At 63.0% G+C, this 17,676-nt stretch carries 15 protein-coding genes; 4 read left to right on the forward strand and 11 right to left on the reverse strand.

Going from position 1 to position 17,676, the window contains the following annotated elements:
• Positions 1-37: 37 nt before the first annotated feature.
• The 7 genes from ACYAR8_RS01930 to ACYAR8_RS01960 form a co-directional block, all read right to left on the reverse strand.
• Positions 38-667 carry an antibiotic biosynthesis monooxygenase gene (locus ACYAR8_RS01930; RefSeq protein WP_463578910.1) on the reverse strand — a complete coding sequence of 210 codons (630 nt, stop codon included), beginning with the start codon at positions 665-667 and terminating at the stop codon, positions 38-40.
• Complete coding sequence (locus tag ACYAR8_RS01935; RefSeq protein WP_074887721.1) at positions 660-1,076, reverse strand: DoxX family protein; 417 nt, start codon at positions 1,074-1,076, stop codon at positions 660-662. Before ACYAR8_RS01935 ends, ACYAR8_RS01930 begins: the two co-directional genes overlap by 8 nt.
• Positions 1,077-2,124: 1,048 nt before the next feature.
• Positions 2,125-3,045, reverse strand: coding sequence for a LysR family transcriptional regulator (locus ACYAR8_RS01940; RefSeq protein ID WP_463578911.1), 921 nt, complete (start codon positions 3,043-3,045; stop codon positions 2,125-2,127).
• A 146-nt stretch (positions 3,046-3,191) separates the two neighbouring features.
• Complete coding sequence (locus tag ACYAR8_RS01945; protein WP_463578912.1) at positions 3,192-3,614, reverse strand: helix-turn-helix domain-containing protein; 423 nt, start codon at positions 3,612-3,614, stop codon at positions 3,192-3,194.
• Between the two features lie 180 nt (positions 3,615-3,794).
• On the reverse strand, positions 3,795-6,080 hold the full coding sequence (locus ACYAR8_RS01950; protein ID WP_463578913.1) for an ATP-binding protein: 2,286 nt from the start codon (positions 6,078-6,080) through the stop codon (positions 3,795-3,797).
• 193 nt (positions 6,081-6,273) lie between these two features.
• Positions 6,274-6,891 carry a response regulator transcription factor gene (locus tag ACYAR8_RS01955; RefSeq protein ID WP_463578914.1) on the reverse strand — a complete coding sequence of 206 codons (618 nt, stop codon included), beginning with the start codon at positions 6,889-6,891 and terminating at the stop codon, positions 6,274-6,276.
• Between the two features lie 63 nt (positions 6,892-6,954).
• Complete coding sequence (locus tag ACYAR8_RS01960) at positions 6,955-8,484, reverse strand: winged helix-turn-helix domain-containing protein (protein WP_108122439.1); 1,530 nt, start codon at positions 8,482-8,484, stop codon at positions 6,955-6,957.
• Between the two features lie 335 nt (positions 8,485-8,819).
• Between ACYAR8_RS01960 and ACYAR8_RS01965 the strand changes: the two genes are divergently transcribed.
• Positions 8,820-10,250, forward strand: a complete 1,431-nt coding sequence (locus tag ACYAR8_RS01965; RefSeq protein WP_463578915.1) for a mechanosensitive ion channel domain-containing protein — start codon at positions 8,820-8,822, stop codon at positions 10,248-10,250.
• 193 nt (positions 10,251-10,443) lie between these two features.
• Here the strand turns inward: ACYAR8_RS01965 and ACYAR8_RS01970 are convergent, their stop codons facing one another.
• Positions 10,444-10,929, reverse strand: coding sequence for a Dps family protein (locus tag ACYAR8_RS01970; RefSeq protein WP_074887695.1), 486 nt, complete (start codon positions 10,927-10,929; stop codon positions 10,444-10,446).
• Positions 10,930-11,137: 208 nt separating this feature from the next.
• Between ACYAR8_RS01970 and ACYAR8_RS01975 the strand changes: the two genes are divergently transcribed.
• Positions 11,138-11,461 carry a rhodanese-like domain-containing protein gene (locus ACYAR8_RS01975; RefSeq protein ID WP_463578916.1) on the forward strand — a complete coding sequence of 108 codons (324 nt, stop codon included), beginning with the start codon at positions 11,138-11,140 and terminating at the stop codon, positions 11,459-11,461.
• A 45-nt stretch (positions 11,462-11,506) separates the two neighbouring features.
• On the opposite strand, the gene hemB is transcribed toward ACYAR8_RS01975, so the two are convergent.
• Positions 11,507-12,481: a porphobilinogen synthase gene (hemB, locus tag ACYAR8_RS01980; RefSeq protein ID WP_463578917.1), complete on the reverse strand. Its 975-nt coding sequence runs from the start codon at positions 12,479-12,481 to the stop codon at positions 11,507-11,509.
• Positions 12,482-12,728: 247 nt separating this feature from the next.
• Here hemB and ACYAR8_RS01985 point away from each other — a divergent pair, with 247 nt between their 5' ends.
• Complete coding sequence (locus ACYAR8_RS01985; protein WP_463578918.1) at positions 12,729-13,973, forward strand: MFS transporter; 1,245 nt, start codon at positions 12,729-12,731, stop codon at positions 13,971-13,973.
• 9 nt (positions 13,974-13,982) lie between these two features.
• Here ACYAR8_RS01985 and ACYAR8_RS01990 read toward each other — a convergent pair whose 3' ends face one another.
• On the reverse strand, positions 13,983-14,516 hold the full coding sequence (locus ACYAR8_RS01990; RefSeq protein ID WP_463578919.1) for a GNAT family N-acetyltransferase: 534 nt from the start codon (positions 14,514-14,516) through the stop codon (positions 13,983-13,985).
• 183 nt (positions 14,517-14,699) lie between these two features.
• Here ACYAR8_RS01990 and ACYAR8_RS01995 point away from each other — a divergent pair, with 183 nt between their 5' ends.
• Positions 14,700-15,638, forward strand: a complete 939-nt coding sequence (locus tag ACYAR8_RS01995) for a class I SAM-dependent methyltransferase (protein WP_463578920.1) — start codon at positions 14,700-14,702, stop codon at positions 15,636-15,638.
• 172 nt (positions 15,639-15,810) lie between these two features.
• Here ACYAR8_RS01995 and ACYAR8_RS02000 read toward each other — a convergent pair whose 3' ends face one another.
• The gene (locus ACYAR8_RS02000; protein WP_463578921.1) at positions 15,811-17,430 is read right to left on the reverse strand and encodes a methyl-accepting chemotaxis protein; all 1,620 of its coding nucleotides are present in this window, start codon (positions 17,428-17,430) and stop codon (positions 15,811-15,813) included.
• Positions 17,431-17,676: the final 246 nt, after the last annotated feature.

Below are 17,676 nucleotides of genomic sequence, written 5' to 3' on the forward strand. Positions count from 1 at the left end.
ACGGCGGCGGTCGCTGGAAGGCGGTTGTTCGGCGTCGTCATCCTTCATGATCAGCTCCGGTCACCGGCGCCGGCCGGGCATTCAGCCACGGCGCAAACAGCCGCGTCGCCCGAGGCATCAGCACATACACCACCAGCAAAACGATGGTGACGGTGACCAGTGCGGTGCTGATGACGTAATGGGCCAGCAGCGGGTACAGGCGAAACACCGGTCCCCAGACCAGCGGAATCAGCAGGGTCAGCGGGCAGATCACCAGGAAGGTCACGCAGGCCTGTTTCCAGCGCGGCGGCGGGTTTTCAGCGGCGGGGACGAACCAGAATTCGTTGTGCGGGTTGACCTCGGTGAGATCGCCGTCGGCCAGCATGGGCGACGCCTCCGCCACCAGCTCGCGACGATGGGACGAGTCGAGCCAGCTGTGCATGGCGTCGGTCGAACAGAAGCGCAGCACGCAGGTGAACATGTGCAGACCGTCGGACTTGCCGCGTATGACGTCCACGCCCAGATGCCCGGGGTAGCTGGCGGCCATGGCGACGATGCGGCGCAGCCAGGCTTCGTAGTGCGCTTCGAGGCCGGCCTTGATGCGGTGCTTGACCACCAGGGTGACGATCTCGTCGGCGGACAGTTTCGACGTCGGGACGATGTCGGCGGTCGTGGCGTAATCAGGCATAGCGAAGCGCTCCAGGCAAACCATGGTTGAGGGCAAGACGACCGGGGCCGGCGATCAGCACGCTGGTGAAGATGATCAGTAATAACCAGCCGAACTGGCCCTGTTCCACGCTCCACTCGCTGTGCACCACGACCAGCGCGACAAGCAGAAGAATGAGAATAGGCAGGCACGCCAGTCGCGCCAGTACGCCGGTCAGAATCAGCAGCGGGCAGAGGACTTCGGCGAAGATGGCCATGCTGAGGGTCAGGGTGGCGCCGAGGTGAAACGGGTCTTCGATGAGGGTCAGTTGGGTGTTGAAGTCCAGCAGTTTGGGCAGGCCGTGGACGAACAGCAGGAACAGTGCGCCGGCGGATCTGAGGAAGAGCAGCCCGAGGTCTTGTGTGCGGTCATTGCAGGTTGAATAGGTCATTGCCCAGCCTTGATTTCTTGGGCCACGTTTTTGCGGGGTATGTGGCAGATGAATTCAGTGTGGCGGGGCGAAGGAGATGGGTATTGAACAGACGTGCTTTTGAGGATCCAGATCAAGATCAAGATCAAGATCCTTAAGATCACAAGCGTCTGCCTGGGGGCAGACTGTTTCGCCTTCGGCGACTTACTTTTGAAAAGCACCAAAAGTAAGCAAAAGTGCCTGCTCCTGGTTTGGCCCGACTTCGTCGGGTTCCCTCACTCCGACGACGCTCCGTGGGCCCGCGCCGAACGGACATCCATGTCCTAGCGGCGCTCTCGCGGCATCCATGCCGCTCGGCCCACTCCGCGTCGTCTGCGTTCAGCCTGCACCCAAGTCGCGATTGGCGGTGTTTGGGCTTTTTGTGTTTGAAGATCAAAAGCGCGTTTAAAGCAGATCAAGGGCTTCCCGGCTAAAGCCGGTCCTACGGGTGGACCGGGTGCCCTCGCGTGATGATCGTGCCCACGCTCGGCGTGGGCATGCATCCTGTGACGCTCCGCGTCACGCCCCCGGCTTGATGCGCATCCTTTGCAGGACGCGGAGCGTCCGAGGCGGCGTTACCACGCGGAGCGTGGGATCGATCGAAAATGTCGGCGCCTGAGCTGGCCTCTTCCCGGCTGAAGCCGGTCCCACTCAAAGCACCGCGTACACCCTGTGGAATCGCCTCCGACTGGAGGACCGGCTTCAGCCGGGAAGCCTTTGCTCTGCTGTTGCTCTGCTGTTGATCTTCGTACGCAAAAGGCTCAGTCACCACCAATCGCGACTTGGGTGCAGGCTGAACGCAGGTCTCGCGGAGTGGGCCGAGCCGCATGGATGCGGCGAGAGCGCCGTCAGGACATGGATGTCCGTTCGGCGCGGGCCCACGGAGCGAGACCGGAGTGAGGGTACTCCGACGAAGGAGGAGCCAAACCAGGAGCACAAGCCCTTGGTTACTTGGGGCTTTATCAAGTAACTCGCCGAAGGCGAAACAGTCTGCCCCCAGGCAGACGCCCTTGATCTTAAAGATCTCGCCTCACGGCAAAGGCCGCGTCTCCTGAGACATAAACTCGGTGATCCGCGAGCGCAGCCACCGCTCCGCCGGATCGTTATCGTGAACCCCCGCCCAAACCATCGACAACTCCGCAGGCGCGATCGGGAACGGCGGATCTTCGGCCCGCAACGCGCAGCCCTCAATCAACGCGCAGGCAGCGTAATCGGGCACGGTCGCGATCAGCTCGGTGCCGGCCAGCAACGCCCGCAACCCACTGAACTGCGGCACCGCCACCACCACCCTCCTCGCCCGCCCGACTTTCGCCAGGTCGATATCGATATTGCCGGTCAAATCACCGGAGAACGACACCATCGTGTGCGGCCGCTGACAGAACTCGTCCAGCGTCAACGGCTCGGGGCGTTCGTCGCCGCGTAATACCTTCACGCCGATGTCCCGCAGCTTCTTGCGCTTGGCGTTGGCGGGCAGCTCGGTGGTGTAGCTGATGCCCACGGAAATCTCCCCGGACGCCAGCAGCGCCGGCATCAGCAGGAAGTTGGCGCGGCGCACAACGACAATAATGCCCGGCGCTTCTTCACGCAGACGGTTGAGCAAGGGCGGGAACAGGCCGAATTCGGCGTCGTCCGACAAACCGATGCGAAAGATGTCGCAACTGGTCGCCGGATCAAATTCCTTGGCCCGACTCACCGCCCCGGAAATGGTGTCCAGCGCCGGTTGCAGCTCCTTGAGGATGGCCAGCGCCCGGGCGGTCGGCTCCATGGCACGACCGTTGCGCAGCAGCAAAGGGTCGTCGAACAGGTCGCGCAATCTGGCCAGTGCCGCACTGATCGCCGGCTGGCCCATGAACAGCTTCTCCGCCACCCGCGTCAGGTTGCGCTCGAACATCAACGCTTCAAAGATAACCAGCAGGTTCATGTCGACGCGGCGCAGGTCGTTGCGGTTCATTCAGCGATTCCGGTTGGGCGATGTCAGTTTGACGTTTTCGGGAGGCCTGACGATGCCAGACCGGCGCAGCTATACACCGGCGCCGAGGGGATGTCTTGAACATCGGTGCTGTCGTCCGTCAAACGCAGTTGCAAGGATAGCCGTCTTCAGCAGGCATGCGCGCTCTGCGCCACACACCCTTTCGCGGACAACAGGGTCATGGTCCGACGCCAGCTGAACGGGGTCAGCCCCACCACGCGGGAGAACACCCGGGTGAAATGGGACTGATCGGCAAAGCCGCAATCCAGGCTGATCTGCGAGATGGTGAGCACCGAGTCGCCGAGCAAGGCCCGGGCCTTGTCCAGGCGCATCTGCAAGAACCAGTCGCGGGGCGACAGGCCGGTGTTCTTCTTGAAGGCGCGCGAGAAGTGACTGCGCGACAGCGAACATTCGGCGGCAATCCGGGCGATGGACAGGCCCTTGTCCATCTGACTGGACATCAGGTCCTTGGCCCGGCGCTCCTGCCACGGCGACAGGGCGACGCGCTCGAGAACGGATTCAGGGTTCAGGGAGGGGTTGAATGCAGTCATGCCAGGCGCTCCAGCTTCACAGTCAGCGGTGCGTGAAGTCTGCTCGGCACGGTGCTTAAAGTCCTTTTCAGGGTATTAAACGTTCTGAAAAGTCGTACGACGACGTGCCTCTCTGCGGTGCGCCGAGCCGGTCTTCAATTGGACGTACTGAACAGCGCGCACGTCGATGAGCCGTTGGCGTTACTCGAGGATGGGCAAAGTGAACACCAGGGTTGCACCGCCATAGCGCGCCGGCATGGCGTAGAGATGGCCGCCGTGGGCGCTGATGATCGACTGACAGATCGCCAGGCCCATGCCCATGCCTTTGTCCTTGGTGGTGAAGAAGGCATTGAACAGCTGATTGATGTTCTCCGGCTCGATGCCGCGCCCGCTGTCTTCAACGCTGACCACCACATAGTCGCGCCCCACCACTTCGCTGGTGATCGACAGCCTCCGCAGCACGTGATCCCCTGCGCTCATGGCGTCCAGCGCGTTGAGGATCAGGTTCAGCACCACCTGCTGCAATTGCACGCTGGAGGCGCAGACCCGCAACGGTGAACAGGTCAGGTGCGTCGTCATAAGGACCCGCTGCTGTTCGACCTCGACACCGGTGAGCGCCACCACATGGCGAATCACGTCATTGACCAGCAGCCGGCGCCGGTGATGCGGGCCCTGCCGCGCCAAGCTGTGCAGCGCATTGACGATTTCCCCGGCGCGCCGGCCCTCGGCAACGATGTCGCGAAGCGCGGACAAGGCTTCATCCACCTCCGGGTTGTCGCGATTGAGCCAGCGAATCCCGGCGGCCGCGTTGGACACCATCGACGCCAGAGGTTGGTTGATTTCGTGGGCAATGGACGCTGCCAGCTCACCCATCACCGTGGATTGAGCCACCTCGGCGAGCCTGGCCCGGGCACCGCGCAGGGCGATCTCCACATCCCGGCGTCGCGCGTTCTCCTGCTCCAACTCCTGTTGCAGGCGCGCAGTCTCGAGGGCAATCGCTGCCTGACTGGCAAGCAGTTCCAGCACCTCGGTGCGACAGACCGTGAACACGCCCGGCGCGAGGTTGTTTTCCAGGTACAGTACGCCGAGCACCCTGCCCTGTTTGACCAGTGGCACGCACAGCGCCGAGCGCACCGGATGCTGGCGCACGTATTCATCGGCGCCAAAGTAGGCATCGGTGCAGACATCGTCCAGCACCAGACGCTGGCGGGTGCGCATCACCCGGTACAGGATCGACAGCGGCAGGTGCTGTTTGTCGGGAACCCTGTCCGTCAGTTCGATGCCCAAGCCGTCCACGCCGCCCTGGCCAATTGCGCAGATTACCGGGGCTTCATCTTTAACGAGCAACAGCAAGGCTCGTTGCGCACCGGCATGGATGATGGTGTTACGCAGCAGGGTTTCGATCAGCCGGTCCTGCTCGCTTTCGTCGCGCATGGCGTGAGCCGATTTCATGACCGAGGACAAGTCCAGAGCGTCGCGCCCGGCCAGGGCGATGGATGTGCTCGCAGATGACAGGCTCTCCAGCCCTGGCGCAGGCTTCGGATCGGGACTGGGCGAGGCGGCGGATGCGTCGTGCCGCCCGTCAGGCAGGTCGGGCTGCAGATCAGGAATGTCCCGGAATTGCTGCCACTGCTGGTGCATCTCGGACAGATCCCGATGCAACGCGGCAGCGCTCTGATAACGCTCCTCCGGGTTTTTTGCGATCAGCCGATGCACGAGACCGGCCAGCGGCGCGGGGATATCCCCACGATGCTGGCTCAACGGCGGCGGGATGCGCGCCACGTGGCAGTACACCCACTCCACCGCATCGGCGGCCTCGAACGGCAGTCGGCCGGCCAGCCATTCATAAAAAGTCATGCCCAGCGCATAGAGGTCGCTGCGTTGATCAGTCCGACGCTGCAGCCGCTGCGACTGCTCGGGCGCCATGTAGCCGAGGGAGCCACAGGTGACGTCGGACACCGGCAGCTGCGGCGCCAACTGCTCATCAACACTCAAGCCGAAGCCGCTGAGCCGCACCCCGCCGCTTGCGTCTTCGATCAGGTTGCACGGCTTGATATCGCGGTGCAGCAGGCCCGCCTGGTGCGCGCCTGTTACGGCGGCAGCGGCAGCGATGGCCCGCTGCAAAAAGGCCTTGATGGATAGCGGCGCGTCGGGTTGATCATGCAAGGGCACGCCGCTGGCATCCTCCAGGACCAACAACGTACCTTCTGACCCAGACAGCAGCGCCACTGGCGGTACGGCCCATTGCGGCATCAGCCGGGGGGCCAGTGAAAATTCATGTTCCAGACGGCGGACCGCAGCGATCGGGGTGTCGGGAGCAGGACGAACGATGCGCCAGTGGCGATCTTCCGACGTCAGCGTGACCCGGTAATGAGCAAGTTCTCCGTCGACAAACAGCAACTGCCAGACGAGCTGCTCCAGCCACTGGGGCCCGAATGCCCCGGCGCTGGAGATAGCCGTGTAAGGCCCGTTGAAAATGCTGCTCATGAAAACCCTTTACTGGAATTCTGTGCGGCGTGCGACTGCCTGGCCAATGCCAGTCCCATTCATCACCGCAGACCCTGTGGGACCGGCTTCAGCCGGGAAAGCGTCGGACGTCACACCGCACATCTGAGGTTGCCCATGCCGGCGTATTCCCGGCTAAAGCCGGTCCCACTAAAAGCGCTGCATATCCCCGGGGTCATTTCGCCAGACAACCCAGCCGGTCGCTCAGCTTCAGCAGCTCAATGACATTGCGCGCATCCATCTTCGTCAGGACGTGCCTTTTATGCACCTTGGCAGTCACCTCGCTGGTGCCCAGATCCGCGGCAATCTGTTTATTCATCTTGCCGGTAATCAGCAGTGCCATGACTTGCCGCTCCCTCGGCGTGAGGCTTTCGAAACGTGCTTTGACACAGGCGGTCAGGCGGCGCTCGTCCATGCTCGTCGCGTCGCTGACCAGTGCTTCGCGCACCAGATCCAGCAGTTGCTCCGGCTCGAAGGGTTTGGTCAGGAACTCGCGGGCGCCGGCTTTTATGGCGCGCACGGACATGGCGATGGTGCCGTAGCCGGTCATGAAAATGATCGGAAAGGTCTGGCCGCGATCCGTCAGGGTCTGCTGCAGATCGAAGCCGGTGCCCTGGGCCAGATTGACGTCCAGCAAGAGGCAGATGGGCCCTTGGCTCAGCGGTTGGTCAAGAAACGCCTGGGCGCTGTCGAACACGTCGCAGACGATGTCCGCCGAATGCAACAGGCGCTGCAAAGACGTGCGGATGGCAGCGTCGTCGTCCACCACATAGACCTTGGGATTCACGCTCATAACAGGCTCATGACGGGTTGGCTCGCAGTAACGGGCGCATCAACTGCTGCAGCAACGGGCTGATCAACGGCTAATGGCCAGTGCTCTCTGATGCCGCGCATGATACCCGTCGGGCCCGGGCGGCACAGCCCTGATGCCTTGCAGCGTCGCCAGTGCCGACGGTGCGTCGCAATCCTGCGCACGGGGCGCGCTGACCTCCGTTGTCGCCAAAGTATCGTGGGCGCTGGCCGTCAACAGGCAGGCGCGGGTGGTGCCGAGCATCCGGTAGAAACGGAAAGGCCCCTGTGCGCTGACCATCAGCAGCGACTTGGTTGCCAGCCGCACGATGGAGTCCATGATGCAGGCGCGCGGCAAACGGGTGCATTGCAAGGCATCACACGCACGTTCCAGGGTGAAGCGACCGTCCAGCTCGGCCAGCCGCCGCAGCACTGTGCGCTCTTCGCGACCAAGCAAACGCAGGCTCCACGCCAGCGAAGCCTGCAGCGTTTGCTGACGCGGTGGCGCGGTACGCAGTGAAGCCGAGAGCATGTGCAGGCTGTCGTCGAGGCTCGCCACCAATTGATAAAGCCCCAAAGCGCAGGCCCGGGCGGCGGCCATTTCCAGCGCCAGCGGCATGCCATCAAGCCGACGGCAGATTTCACCCACCAGCTCGACGCTGTAATCGTCCAGCTCGGCATTGCCGTCGGCCGCCAGATGGCTGTCCAGTGCACGCCACTGACGCAGGAACAATTGCGCCGACGCACTGCGCAGAACAATGTCTCGGGAGGCGTTTAGTTCAGGAATCTCAAGGGGCGGTACTTGCAGGCTGCGCTCGCCGGCAATGCGCAACGGCTCGCGACTGGTCGCCACCGCGCGCACCGCCGGCGCGCCACGCAGGATCACCTCCAGCAGGCTGGCGACGCTTTCGACTAGGTGCTCGCAGTTGTCCAGGATGATCAGCCCCGGTTGCTGCTGCAGGTAACGGATCAGCCCTTGCAGATCCGGATCACCGCCGCTGCAGTCGAGGCCGATCGCGCTGGAAAACGCCTCCAGCAGCAGCTCGGCGCATTGCAGCTGCGCCAGGGGCACGAAATACACGGGGGTGCTGCCGGCGTCCAGCAGCGTCTGCCCCAGCTCCGCGGCCAGCGCGGTTTTACCGACACCGCCCGGGCCGATCAGCGTGACCAGCGCGCAGCCCTCCGCCAGGGTGCTGCTCACCTCGTCCAGCAACGCCTGGCGCCCGAGCAAGGCGACACGGGCCGGCAGTCGGTGATTGCAACTGACGCCATGCAGCGTGGCTGGCGGGCGGGTTTCGTGTCCGAGGCTCTCCCCGCCCAGCAGCACATAGCCACGGCCGGGCACAGTGCGGATCTGCTCGCGGTCCGCCCCTAACGCCTTGCGCAGCGCGGAGATGTGCACTTGCAGGTTGTTCTCTTCAACCACGGTGTCCGGCCAGACACTCTGAAGGATCAGCTCCTTGCTCACCAACTGACCTTGATGACGGAGCAGCACGTCGAGAATATCGAAGGCGCGGGTGCCAATGCGCATGGCAACGCCGTCCTTGAACACGTCTCTGTGCTCGCGGGAGATCATCGTCTGACCGAGACTTATCATTTCATGCAGTCCTTGGAAGTGGAGTCGCAGCCCCTGGTTCGCCGACCATCGTCCGGGCGTGGTTTCATCCCGGATGACGTTCTGCGCAGCTATCCATTGTTAACAGGCGCTCATCTAACCAGTTAAAACCAGACACCGATATTAGCTGTAGGGATAGTGACCCTGAGGGTGTGCCGTGAGCGGCAAGCGCTAAAGGCTGATACCCGGATCGTCCCCAGCCAAGCTCCATCGGTTATAGACATCGATCATGGCCGTGCCTACATTGTTCGCGCGCCTTCGCGCGGGCAAGCCAGCCTCAGCACTTAGCCCCTGCACTTTTCCTGCGGATATCTCCCATGTCGACCGTCGTCCCCCATTATTCGCTGGCGTGGAGCCTGCTCCTGCTGCTCGCCGACCTGCTGGCCTGGCACTTATTGGCCGACCGCAACCGGCTGGTGCGCATCGCCACGCGGCTGGCGGCATTCGTCGCCTACAGTCTGGTGATCATCAACGCCGGCGTGAGTCCGCTGGAGGCGCCGGCCTGGCCCGATGACAGCGCGCTGCAATTCGGCGCCACCGTGCTGGCGATCATCTGGTGGATCTACGCCGCGCGCACTCTCACCGTGGTGCTCGGGCTGGCGCTGACCAGCCGCGTCGGCCACAGCGGTCGGCTGTTGCAAGAAGTGATTGGCGCGGTGATCTTCCTCATCGCCATCGTCGCGGCGGCGGGCTATGTCCTGCAGCTGCCGGTGAAGGGTTTGCTGGCGACATCAGGGGCGATGGCGATCATCGTCGGTCTGGCCTTGCAGAGCACGCTGAGCGACGTGTTCTCCGGGATCATCCTCAACACCACCAAGCCGTATCAGGTCGATGACTCGATCTCCATCGACGGCATGGAAGGCAAGGTCATGGACATCGACTGGCGCGCCACGCACCTGCTGACGGGCGTCGGCACCATGGTGGTCATCCCCAATTCGGTGGCGGCGAAGGCGAAGATCGTCAATTTGAGCCGACCGGTCCATATTCACGGCGTGTCGATCAACATCATGATGTCGCCGCACATTCGCCCGCGCCGGGTGCTCGATGCGCTGGAGCGTGCGCTGCAGGGTTGCAGCGCCCTGTTGCAAACACCCAAACCCCGCGCGGTGGTCAAGGAAACCAGCCCGACCACCATCGAATATGCGGTCACCGGCTTCATCAGCGACCTGAACAATAAAAGCGACGTGCGCAATCTGCTGTTCGATCTGGCGTATCGACACCTCGAAGCCGCGGGCATCGCCTGGCAATCGGAAACCACAGCTGAAGCCGTGTCCCGGCCCCGGGCGCTGCTCGATGAGGTCAAGGTGTTCCGCACCAGCACTGCCGAGGAGAAGAATCAGCTGGCCCAGAGCATGGTGGCGCAGGAATACACGGCCGGACAGACAATTATCGAAGTCGATGAGATCACCGACGGTTTGCTGGTGATCGCCACCGGCGTGGTGTCGGCGAGCGTCAAGGACGGGAACGAGATGGTGGAAGCCGGACGCATGGGCCCCGGCGAGGTGATGGGTGAGCAGAGCGTGCTGGCCGACACGCCGTCGCAAGCGCGCTTCACCGCCCTCACCTCTTGCGTCGTTTACCGCATCGACAAAGCCGCCACGCGCCAGGCCATGGAACAGCGTGTCGAAATCGTGACGGCGTTGAACAAATTGCAAGCGGTGCGCCAGCAAGGCAGCCAGCACGTGCTGATGCGTAAGCCGGTGGCGATCAAGAAGAACAATTTTCTGGGTTGGTTGCAGAAGCGCTGAATGAGTGACGAATTCAGTGGGACCGGCTTTAGCCGGGAAATGGCCCGTGTGAACACCCGAAATCTCGCGGTGTGACCGCCGACGCCTTCCCGGCTAAAGCCGGTCCCACAATGATCGCAGTCACACAATTGATCGCGCTGTGTCAGTGGGACCGGCTTCAGCCGGGAATCAGCCTTCAACCGCGACGCATCTTTCACCCAACGAACCCGTCACCTTCCAGCAGCGAGCGCAGCATCCACGCCGCTTTTTCGTGGACTTGCATGCGCTGGGTCAGCAGGTCTGCGGTGGGCTCGTCGCTGACTTTCTCCAGCAGCGGGAACAGTTCGCGGGCAGTTCGTACCACCGCTTCCTGCCCTTCGACCAGTTGCTGGATCATGTCAGTGGCAGCCGGCACGCCCGGCTCTTCCTTGATCGACGACAAACGCGCGTAAGTGGAATAGGTGCCGGGCGCCGGGAAGCCCAGAGCGCGGATGCGTTCGGCGATGGAGTCCACTGCGGTCGCCAGTTCGGTGTACTGCTCTTCGAACAGCAGGTGCAGCGTGCGGAACATCGGGCCGGTGACGTTCCAGTGGAAGTTGTGGGTTTTCAGGTACAGCACGTAGGTGTCCGAAAGCAGCCGCGACAGTCCTTCAACGATCTCCGCACGGTCCTGCTCGTTGATTCCGATTTCAATAGCCATGAGTTGCTCCCTAAGGTCTGTTGATTGCTGAGCGGTCGATTCTAGAGAACACGGTCAGCCAATTGAAATCAGGGCTGCCAATCGCAGCCATCGACGGCGCCTATGAAACGTCCTCGACCAAAGACATTCAGCGTTGACACTCAAGAACTGTTGGGCGACGGTACGGGCACCTCTTTTTTGCTCCCTGACCTCCCGAACAGGCACCGCCATGAACGAACTGCTGGCCCTGCGCGACACCGATGATGCGCCGGTGGTCATCGACGTGCGGCCGAGTTTTCATGCGGCCGTCATTGAAGGCATTGCGGAGGCGATGTCGATCAGTCTTGAGGAACCCATTGCGCCCTGGATCGAGCGCCTGGGTGATGTGGACATGGTCTTTTATTGCGCCTGCCCGAATGAGCTGTCGGCGGCATTGCTGGCGGAGAAGCTCCACGCCCACGGCCTGACCCGGGGCAAGGCGCTCATCGGTGGGCTGGATGCCTGGCAGGCGGCACATGTGCAGCCGGAGGCACCGGACAGATCGGCAGCGTGACGCCGGGAGCACGCGGCCCCCAGCGTCATCTTCTGCGCATGGAAATCAGATCCCGCTCAGCGCCAGGTCCATCGCAAAGTAAGTGAAGATCAGATCCGCACCCGCGCGCTTGATCGCGCCGAGGGTTTCGCGGACGACGCGGTGTTCGTCGATGGCACCGGCCTGGGCGCCGAACTTGATCATCGCGTACTCGCCGCTGACCTGGTACGCCGCCAGCGGCAGGTTCGAGGCTTCGCGGATGTCGCGGATGATGTCCAGGTACGCGCCGGCCGGCTTGACCATCAGCGCATCGGCGCCTTCGGCCTCGTCCAGCAGCGATTCGCGCAGGGCTTCGCGGCGGTTCATCGGGTTCATCTGGTAGCTTTTGCGGTCGCCCTTGAGCGCTGAGCCGCCGGCTTCGCGGAACGGGCCGTACAGCGCCGAGGCGAACTTGGTTGAGTACGCCATAATCGGCGTCTGGGTGAAACCGGCGGCGTCGAGGGCAGCGCGAATCGCTTTCACCTGGCCGTCCATCGCCGCCGACGGGGCAATCACGTCAGCGCCGGCACGGGCTGCCATGACGGCCTGCTTGCCGAGGTTCTCGATAGTCGCGTCATTGTCGACATGGCCACCGTGCATCACGCCGCAATGGCCGTGGTCGGTGTATTCGCAAAAGCAGGTGTCGGACATCACGATCATTTCCGGCACGGCGGACTTGATGGTGCGCGAGATCCGCGAGACCAGGCCGTTTTCCTGCCAGGTGTCGCTGCCGGTGGCGTCCAGGTGGTGGGACACGCCAAAGGTCATGACCGACTTGATGCCGGCACGGGCGTAACGCTCGACTTCCTGGGCCAGCTTCGACTCGGGAATGCGCTGCACACCGGGCATGCTGTTGATCGGCACGAAGTCGTCGATTTCTTCTTCGACGAAGATCGGCAGCACCAGATCGTTCAGGGTGAATTCGCTCTCCTGAAACAGCGAGCGGAAGTGTTCGTTGCTGCGCAGACGGCGTGGACGGGCAGCGGGAAACAGACTGGACATGGCGGTTCCTGAGTCAAGAATATCCGGAAGATCGCCGGGCCCGACAGGTCCGGCAATATCAATGGCGCGAAGCTTATGCCTGCGCCGCCCTTGATTCAAACGCCGCGACAAGAAAGTCCCTTACCCCGGTCGCAACAATGTGCGCAAACCGTGTACAGAATCCGCGTGGAGAACCAAAACAACGGCGCCGGGTCATTTAGCAATGCCGCAGCCGTTTCGCATGCGCATCGCCACAGTGAGGCCGACCTTGAGCAACCCATCCGATCAGCGCAACAACCGTTCTCTGGACGGTCTTAACTTCTTCCTGGCGGATGTGCGTGACGGCCTTGGGCCCTATCTCGCGATCTATTTACTGGCCGTTCATAAGTGGGATCCAGCGAGTATCGGACTGGTCATGACCCTCGCCGGCATCGCCGCGCTGGTCACGCAAACGCCTGCGGGTGCGCTGATTGACCGCACCCGCAGCAAGCGATTGGTGGTGATTGTTGCAGCGTTGCTGGTCACTGCCGGTTGCCTGGTGCTGCCGTTCATCCACTCGTTCACCTGGGTGGCGATCACCCAGAGCATCAGCGCCATCGCAGGCTCGGTGTTCGCCCCGGCCATCGCCGCCATCTCCCTGGGCATCACCGGGCCCAAGGCGTTTACCCGTCGGACCGGACGCAACGAAACCTGGAATCACGCCGGCAACGCCTGCGCAGCCCTGCTGGCCGGCATCTTTTCCTGGATGTTCGGACCTATTGCAGTGTTTTACCTGATGGCGTTCATGGCGCTGGCGAGCATCGTCGCAGTCGCATTTGTCGACGCTTCGGCGATTGACCACGATGTCGCGCGCGGCTTCGACCCCAACCATGATCATGGTGATGACCAGCCCAGTGGCTGGGCGGTGTTGCTGCACAACCGACCGTTGCTGGTGTTCGCCATCTGCTGCGGGCTGTTCCACCTGGCCAACGCGGCGATGCTGCCGCTGGTGAGTCAGAAGCTGTCGCAGATCGACGTCAACCTGGCCACGCCGCTGACCTCCGCCTGCATCGTCGCCGCGCAGTTGGTGATGGTGCCGGTGGCCTGGCTGGTGGGCGCCAAAGCCGACGTCTGGGGGCGCAAGCCCTTGTTGCTGGCGGGTTTCATTTTTCTGCCGCTGCGGGGCGTGCTGTATGTCATGTCCGACAACCCTTACTGGCTGGTCGGTGTGCAATTGCTGGACGGTATTGGCGCCGGTGCGTTTGGCGCGCTGCTGCCACTGGTGGTCAAGGACCTGACGCGTGGCACCGGGCGCTTCAATATCAGCCTGGGGGCCATCTCGACGGTGTTCGGCCTGGGCGCGGCGCTGAGCAATGGCCTGGCCGGGCTGGTCGTCCGCGAGGCGGGCTACAGCGCGGCGTTTCTGACGTTGGCGGCGATTGCTGCAGTGGCCTTTGTGCTGCTGTGGCTGGCGGTGCCGGAAACCGGCGAAACCGTAGCCCATCATCAATCCGAGGGCGCGCCGGCCACCTGATCGGCAGGGTTAACGGTCGGGGGTCGTGCCAGCACCCTCGCCCAGTTCGCGCTGCATGATCACCGTGTCCAGCCAGCGGCCGTGTTTGAAGCCGACGGACTGGAAGATGCCGACCTGGCGAAAGCCCAGCCGTGCATGGAGCCGGATTGATGCAATGTTCTCACTGTTGCCGATGATCGCTACCATCTGCCGGCGGCCGCCCTCGGTGCAGTGCTGGATGACTGCCTCCAGCAATGCGTGGCCGATGCCGAACCCGGCCATGCCCTCGCGCACGTACACCGAATCTTCCACCGTGAAGCGATAGGCCGGGCGCGGCCGGTACAGGGTCGCATAACCGTAGCCGAGCACTTCACCGCCGCGCTCGGCGACGAGGTAAGGCAAACCGTTGGCGCAGATGTCGGCGCGACGCTGCAGCATTTGCTCAACGGTCGGCGGGTCCAGCTCGAAGCTGGCGGTGCCGTGAATCACGTGATGGGCGTAGATCGCCTGCACGGCGGGCATATCGGACTCGCGGGCGTCACGCAGGATCAGTTCGTCGGCCATGGCACTTCCTTTTCCGGATCAGAGTCTGGGGCACGCAGAGCTTGCCCGTGAAACAAGCGGCCTGTCCAATCCGGTGTGCGGCCTTTGCTCAGGGGTTGCGCGGCACATCCAGGCTGGACGAACGTTGGCGCCGCGATTGGTCTAGAATGCCGCCCCTTCCCACTGCCGACCTGCCGCCCACCGATGAATGCCGACGCCCTTGAACTGCTCGACACCCACCTTCAGACCGCTCTCGCCGATGCGCCCGCCGAGACCCGCCGGCTGTTTCACGGCCGTGGTCGACGCTGGCCGGGGCTCGAACAACTGACCGTCGACTGGATGCAAGGCGTGGTGCTGGTGTCGTTGTTCAAAGAGCCGGCCGCCGATGAGCTGGAAGCACTGAAGCAGCGATTGTTCAGGCTGATCGAGTCACCGGCATGGCAGCAATCCCGCGCCCATACGCTGTTATTGCAGCACCGCTATCTGCCGGACAGCCACACCGAGGCGCTGCTGGGCGAGGTGCTGGAGGAATGGACGCTGACCGAGGGCGGCCTGCGCTATCTCGTGGATTTCGGCAAAAAACAGAACACCGGGCTGTTTCTCGACATGCGCTACGGCCGCGACTGGGTGCGGGCCAATACGGCGGGCAAACGGGTGCTGAACCTGTTTGCCTACACCTGCGGGTTTTCGGTGGCAGCGATCGAAGGTGGCGCGGATTTTGTGGTCAATCTGGACATGTCCCGGGCGGCGCTCAGTCGCGGTCGTGACAACCATCGCTTGAATGGCCATGACCTGAGCAAGGTCACTTTTCTCGGCCACGAGCTGTTCAAGTCCTGGGGCAAGGTGAAAAGCACCGGGCCGTATGACCTGGTGATCATCGACCCGCCGTCGTTTCAGAAAGGCAGTTTTTTGCTGACCAAGGATTATCAGCGGGTGCTGCGCAAGTTGCCGGAGCTGTTGACCCCCGACGGCACGGTGCTGGCGTGCATGAACGACCCGCTGCTGGGCGCGGACTTCCTCATCGAAGGCGTGACCCGGGAAGCGCCGGGGTTGCGCTTTGAACAGCGCCTGGAAAACCCGCCCGAATTTGCCGATGCCGAGGAAGGGGGTGGGTTGAAGGCGTTGGTGTTTCGCCAAGGCTGACCGCACGGCGTGGTCGTTGAGTGGGGAATGGCTCCAGCGGGGAGTGGGAACGATCATCTTCTGCGGTGCGACATCCGACGCCTTCCCGGCTAAAGCCGGTCCCACCAGGTGATCGCAGTGCATCAGTGGGACCGGCTTTAGCCGGGAATGGGCCCGTATGCGCACCCGGGTTTTACGCACTCAACCGCGAAATCACATCATTCAACCCCGCCGACAACACACTCAGGTCCTGACTCGCGGTCTGGGTGCGTTTGACGTTGTCCTGGTTGGTGGTGGCGATGGCGGTGATTTCTGTCAGATTGCGGGAGATGTCTTCGGCCACTGATGTCTGCTCTTCGGCAGCGGTAGCAATCTGGCGGTTCATGTCGCGGATAGCTTCTACGGCGCTGGTAATGCGTTCCAGCGAGGAGCCTGCCAGCGCAACCTGATCGACGCTTTCCTGACTGCGAGCCTGACCGCTTTCGATGGCCTGGGCCGCATCCACGGCGCCGGTCTGCACCGAGCTGATGATCTGGTTGATTTCCGCCGTCGAGGCCGCGGTGCGCTGGGCCAGCGTGCGCACTTCGTCGGCAACCACCGCAAAACCGCGCCCGGCATCGCCGGCACGGGCCGCTTCGATGGCCGCGTTCAGCGCCAGCAGGTTAGTCTGCTCGGCGATGCCGCGAATCACTTCCAGCACCTTGCCGATCCGCCCGCTGTCGGTTTCCAGACGACGAATGACGCTGGCGGTGTTGCTGATTTCGGTGCGCATCAGGGTGATCGCCGTGATGGTCGCGTCCATCACCTTGCTGCCTTCCTGAGAGCTGCGATCCGCTTCGTCAGCGGCCTGGGCTGCCTGAGCCGCATGGCGGGCGACCTCCTGGGCGGTGGCGGACATTTCGGTCATTGCCGTCGCCACCTGATCGGTGCGCTCGAACTGCTCGTGAGTGCCCTGGGCCATCAGCGCGGCAATCGCCTTCAGCTCGCTGCCGGCACTGTCCAGATCGGTGGTGCTGCGCTTGAGGCGCGTAAAGGTGTCGGCGAGGAAATCCCGCAGTGTGTTTGCGGCCACGGCCAGACGCCCCAACTCATCCTGGCGGGTGATGCTGACGCGGTCGCTGAACTTGCCCTGACTCAGTTGCGCGACGTATTCGATCAACATGCGGATCGGGCCAACGATGTTGCGGTTGACCATCCACAGCGTCAGCACGCCCACCAGTAACGCCGACGCGAGCATGACCAGCGTGCCGATGAGAATGGTCCGGTCAGCCGTGCTGCTGAGGATTTTCGATTGCTCGTCACTCTGTTTGCGCAGGCCAACCACCAGACCGGTCATCTGCTCGCTGGCGGCACGGTCAACGCCTTTCACGGCCATGTCCCCGGCCACCGGATCACCGCCGGAGGCGATGTAGGCGTCACGCCCCTTGCGGTACGCCACGCCAAGGGTGCGGTGCTCGTTGCGCAGCGCATCGACCTGGGTTTTGGTGGTCGGGTCCAGTCCGTCCATTGCACTCAGGCTGCCGAGGGTGTCCTGCACCTGACGCTCCTGATCTTCAAACTGCGCCCAGAACTTGTCCCGATCCGCCGGCTGCTTGCCGCGCAACAGCACGTTCTTCCACTCCTGCACCTGAACCTTGAATTGCAGGTTGGCCTGATCGACCAGTTGCGAGGCGTGCAAGGGACCTTCAAGCAGACCGCGATAGGCGTGGACGTTGCTGGACAGGAACTGGAAACACGCAAGGGCAATCAGCACGACCAGCACGAGGCTGCCGCTGAGCAGCGCGAGGATCTGCAATCTCAGGGATTTCGACATACGAGGATCCCAAAAGGGAGGACGACCTGCTCCGAGGATCACCCGGAGTTTTTGCGGCTTGCCACATCCCTGTGCCATCGCGTCGGAGTGGTCCGAAAACGAGGCGCCTGTACAGAGTGATTCGACCCCGCGCAGGGGTTCTTGAAGGCCGGCCCGGCAGATCCGACGAACGGCTGAGAAGCGCCAACTACAAGGCCTGCAGCCCAATCAAACGGTTGTCAAACCGTGCTGAACGTCATTCAGATG

The sequence above is a fragment of the Pseudomonas sp. HP_01 genome (genome assembly GCF_055284355.1).

What these genes read in the sequence shown, in the direction of transcription:
- ACYAR8_RS01995 (WP_463578920.1), top strand. Translation starts at nt 14,700, where the DNA reads ATGAATGCCGACGCCCTTGAACTGCTCGACACCCACCTTCAGACCGCT.
- ACYAR8_RS01955 (WP_463578914.1), bottom strand. Translation starts at nt 6,891, where the DNA reads ATGAGCGTGAATCCCAAGGTCTATGTGGTGGACGACGACGCTGCCATC.
- ACYAR8_RS02000 (WP_463578921.1), bottom strand. Translation starts at nt 17,430, where the DNA reads ATGTCGAAATCCCTGAGATTGCAGATCCTCGCGCTGCTCAGCGGCAGC.
- ACYAR8_RS01960 (WP_108122439.1), bottom strand. Translation starts at nt 8,484, where the DNA reads ATGATAAGTCTCGGTCAGACGATGATCTCCCGCGAGCACAGAGACGTG.
- ACYAR8_RS01945 (WP_463578912.1), bottom strand. Translation starts at nt 3,614, where the DNA reads ATGACTGCATTCAACCCCTCCCTGAACCCTGAATCCGTTCTCGAGCGC.
- ACYAR8_RS01970 (WP_074887695.1), bottom strand. Translation starts at nt 10,929, where the DNA reads ATGGCTATTGAAATCGGAATCAACGAGCAGGACCGTGCGGAGATCGTT.
- ACYAR8_RS01975 (WP_463578916.1), top strand. Translation starts at nt 11,138, where the DNA reads ATGAACGAACTGCTGGCCCTGCGCGACACCGATGATGCGCCGGTGGTC.
- ACYAR8_RS01935 (WP_074887721.1), bottom strand. Translation starts at nt 1,076, where the DNA reads ATGACCTATTCAACCTGCAATGACCGCACACAAGACCTCGGGCTGCTC.
- ACYAR8_RS01965 (WP_463578915.1), top strand. Translation starts at nt 8,820, where the DNA reads ATGTCGACCGTCGTCCCCCATTATTCGCTGGCGTGGAGCCTGCTCCTG.
- hemB (WP_463578917.1), bottom strand. Translation starts at nt 12,481, where the DNA reads ATGTCCAGTCTGTTTCCCGCTGCCCGTCCACGCCGTCTGCGCAGCAAC.
- ACYAR8_RS01940 (WP_463578911.1), bottom strand. Translation starts at nt 3,045, where the DNA reads ATGAACCGCAACGACCTGCGCCGCGTCGACATGAACCTGCTGGTTATC.
- ACYAR8_RS01930 (WP_463578910.1), bottom strand. Translation starts at nt 667, where the DNA reads ATGCCTGATTACGCCACGACCGCCGACATCGTCCCGACGTCGAAACTG.
- ACYAR8_RS01990 (WP_463578919.1), bottom strand. Translation starts at nt 14,516, where the DNA reads ATGGCCGACGAACTGATCCTGCGTGACGCCCGCGAGTCCGATATGCCC.
- ACYAR8_RS01950 (WP_463578913.1), bottom strand. Translation starts at nt 6,080, where the DNA reads ATGAGCAGCATTTTCAACGGGCCTTACACGGCTATCTCCAGCGCCGGG.